General features: G+C 37.3%; 5 protein-coding genes. All 5 read right to left on the bottom strand.

What is annotated here, in order from left to right; translation table 11 throughout:
- Nucleotides 1-52 precede the first annotated feature (52 nt).
- The 5 genes from RV04_RS13330 to RV04_RS12750 all read right to left on the bottom strand — a co-directional run bounded on the left by RV04_RS13330 (nt 53) and on the right by RV04_RS12750 (nt 2,393).
- Nucleotides 53-220, bottom strand: a complete 168-nt coding sequence (locus tag RV04_RS13330; RefSeq protein ID WP_169818217.1) for a hypothetical protein — start codon at nt 218-220, stop codon at nt 53-55.
- Between the two features lie 8 nt (nt 221-228).
- Nucleotides 229-717, bottom strand: a complete 489-nt coding sequence (locus RV04_RS12765) for a DUF1642 domain-containing protein (RefSeq protein ID WP_143139513.1) — start codon at nt 715-717, stop codon at nt 229-231.
- 123 nt (nt 718-840) lie between these two features.
- Nucleotides 841-1,527 (bottom strand): N-6 DNA methylase, encoded by a 687-nt coding sequence (locus RV04_RS12760; RefSeq protein WP_071858834.1) that lies wholly within the window; start codon nt 1,525-1,527, stop codon nt 841-843.
- Between the two features lie 27 nt (nt 1,528-1,554).
- Nucleotides 1,555-2,034, bottom strand: coding sequence for a YopX family protein (locus RV04_RS12755; RefSeq protein ID WP_071858833.1), 480 nt, complete (start codon nt 2,032-2,034; stop codon nt 1,555-1,557).
- Entirely contained in the window at nt 2,034-2,393 is a 360-nt protein-coding gene (locus RV04_RS12750; protein ID WP_143139512.1) for a hypothetical protein, read from the bottom strand. The genes RV04_RS12755 and RV04_RS12750 overlap by 1 nt, the downstream gene beginning before the upstream one ends.
- Nucleotides 2,394-2,465 lie beyond the last annotated feature (72 nt).

The raw sequence follows: 2,465 nt of genomic DNA, 5'->3' as shown, positions 1-2,465 counted from the left end.
TGATCAGTTTTTCTTTCATACAAATCCTCCGTGATTGAATCGGTTAAAGTAACTATTCCGCCACCTCTTTCAGATCACGTTTCATAAACCAAAATGATTCCCCGTTTTCAAACTCAAGCCTGGCAGCTAGAACAACTCCATCTTCCACGTCAACACAAGTTCCAATTGATCCTTTTGGAACAATACTTGAATAAACTGTCTTGTATTTTTTGTTAATCATCCTCACACCTACACTTTCTCGACTGGCACCGCAAACGGCCAGTATCGTTCGTCTATTGACTTGATTTCATGTTCGGTGAATGTATATTTCCAATCCCACGTAACATGAGGTTTTCCATATGAGTGGTCGAATATACCATCTTTGTTAAAACCTAAATATAATCCTACGACACTAGAACTAGGTATAGTTAGTCTAATGTAGAATAACGGCTCTTCCTCGACCTCGTAGCCTTCGACAAAAGCTTTTACTGCAATTAGAAATCTACGATTGTTTTCTTTCTCACTATTGTTGTATAGCCATTTATCTACGGCATCGTTGTCAGCAAGCCAATCACCAATAAATATTCCAGGACCCCATTTACGATGTGCTTCAATATATTCAGCCACAAATGCTGGCACTTTGACTTTTTTTAGTAGTTCATCTAATTCTTTCATCTTCATACCTCTTTCTTCTTTGATTGGGTGAGTTAATTTACTTTTTTCTTCGACGATGTGCAATCCACTGTTTCATTACGAGCAAAACTATCATTGCAATTATTAAAAACGCAAACCCCACCAGTTGACCAATGGTTGTGATTTTGAAATAGAACTCCGCCCAATTCATAAACTGCCTCCTATTTTTTAAAACAATGCTATTTGTTCCGGTTCTCTTTTTAGTCCTAATCGACTTAACACTGATAACGGACTTTCAATATGATTAATTGGTTCATCCAACCATTTTCTAATATCTAAATATTCCTCTGTCTGCTTACTGTGAGGCATTACATTCAAACTACTAAAATTCATAAAGTCATCATTATCATTTTGGATAAAATAAGCTTGTTTCACTTCTCTACTTAACGAATCGCCATGAATTACTGTGGCATTCATTCCACGAATCATCAGATTGAACAATAGAAAAGGCAAAGCCCTGTCTGAAAGTTCTTCGCACTGGTAGTAGAACATAGATGGTTGATATTCAAATGGTGTCATCGTACATCGATCAGCATGCCAACGCTGAATAGTTAGGCTTCCTGTCCCGCTCGCAACGTCCAGTCTAATTCCAGTATCGTTTCCAGTCAGTGCTGCTAAAAGCTTGGAAATCGAATCTGGAGTAAAGTCTTGAGCGTATTTAAGTTTGTTCGCATGTTCTTCTTCAAAATACACATGGAACCAATCGCTAGTCATATCCGTTTCCAATTCTAAAAATGCTCTAAATAGTTCTTCTCTTTTCTTCTTATCAAAAAGGATTTTTAAAAGCTTGGCGGATGCTTGATAGCTCTCTTTAATGCCTAATAATTTATTTATTTGATCTGTCGTCAAACTCATATGATTTCCTCTCTATGATTCGGGTGATTAACGTAGGTTTAATAATTCTGGATTTTCGTAGATGTTGCCGATTACTTTGATAGAATTACGAGGATCTTTTGTTAACTCACTAAGTTGTACACATGACCCGAATTGCCTTGTCAGAAATCCTCTAGTGAACAAGCTTTCTACTTCTGAATGATGTTCTATCTCTTTTACTCCTATACATGTAAATCCGTGAAAAGCCCATTGCTCGCCTTCGTTGCTATAGCTAATCCAACTTACGGGCGCGTTGTATGTTCCACCGTATCTACCGTATTCAAAAACTCTAACAATATCCCCCTCGAAAATCTCAACATCATTTTTATCTTTCAGTCCTGTTGATTGCATGAGAATGACTTCATCACCTAAAAATTTCTCGTGCCAACATCCGTCAGATACCCTGATGCCACCCTGCAAGAACTCCAATGTGTAAATGTTTGTCATCACTTCATCTTGTATCCACCACGCTCGAAATTTCGGTATCATCACTCTTCCTCCTGTTCTTGCGCCCATCGAGAGAATATTTCAAGGACTTGGGATTGTTGTAGGTATGTTAGTTCATCAATAGTATTTGTTACTCTAAGCTCATTTTTTTCAGGGTCTAGCATACTGAGCCTTATGATTGCTTCAAAGGGTTTGTATGCTATAAAAGAATAGAGATTACACTTGTCTTTCAAGTAATCCAGTACAATCTGCTGACTTGGATTGAGTTGCAGTTGGTCGTAATCTTCAACGATGTCAACAATATCGTCCCAATTTACCCAATAATCAAAGTTCGAGTAATTGAGTACAGCGCTACTTACTTGAATTCGTTCTACTTTCAATCTTTTTATTAATTCACTCACATTCATTCCTCGCTTTCTGCTATTTCGTCGGATAGTTGACTAAATCTTACATCTATATTTCTTTGGAATTTT

The organism is Enterococcus hermanniensis (assembly GCF_001885945.1).
Lineage (GTDB): Bacteria > Bacillota > Bacilli > Lactobacillales > Enterococcaceae > Enterococcus_A > Enterococcus_A hermanniensis.
Note: the sequence above shows the minus strand (reverse complement) of the source record. Positions and strands in the feature narration are given on the sequence as shown.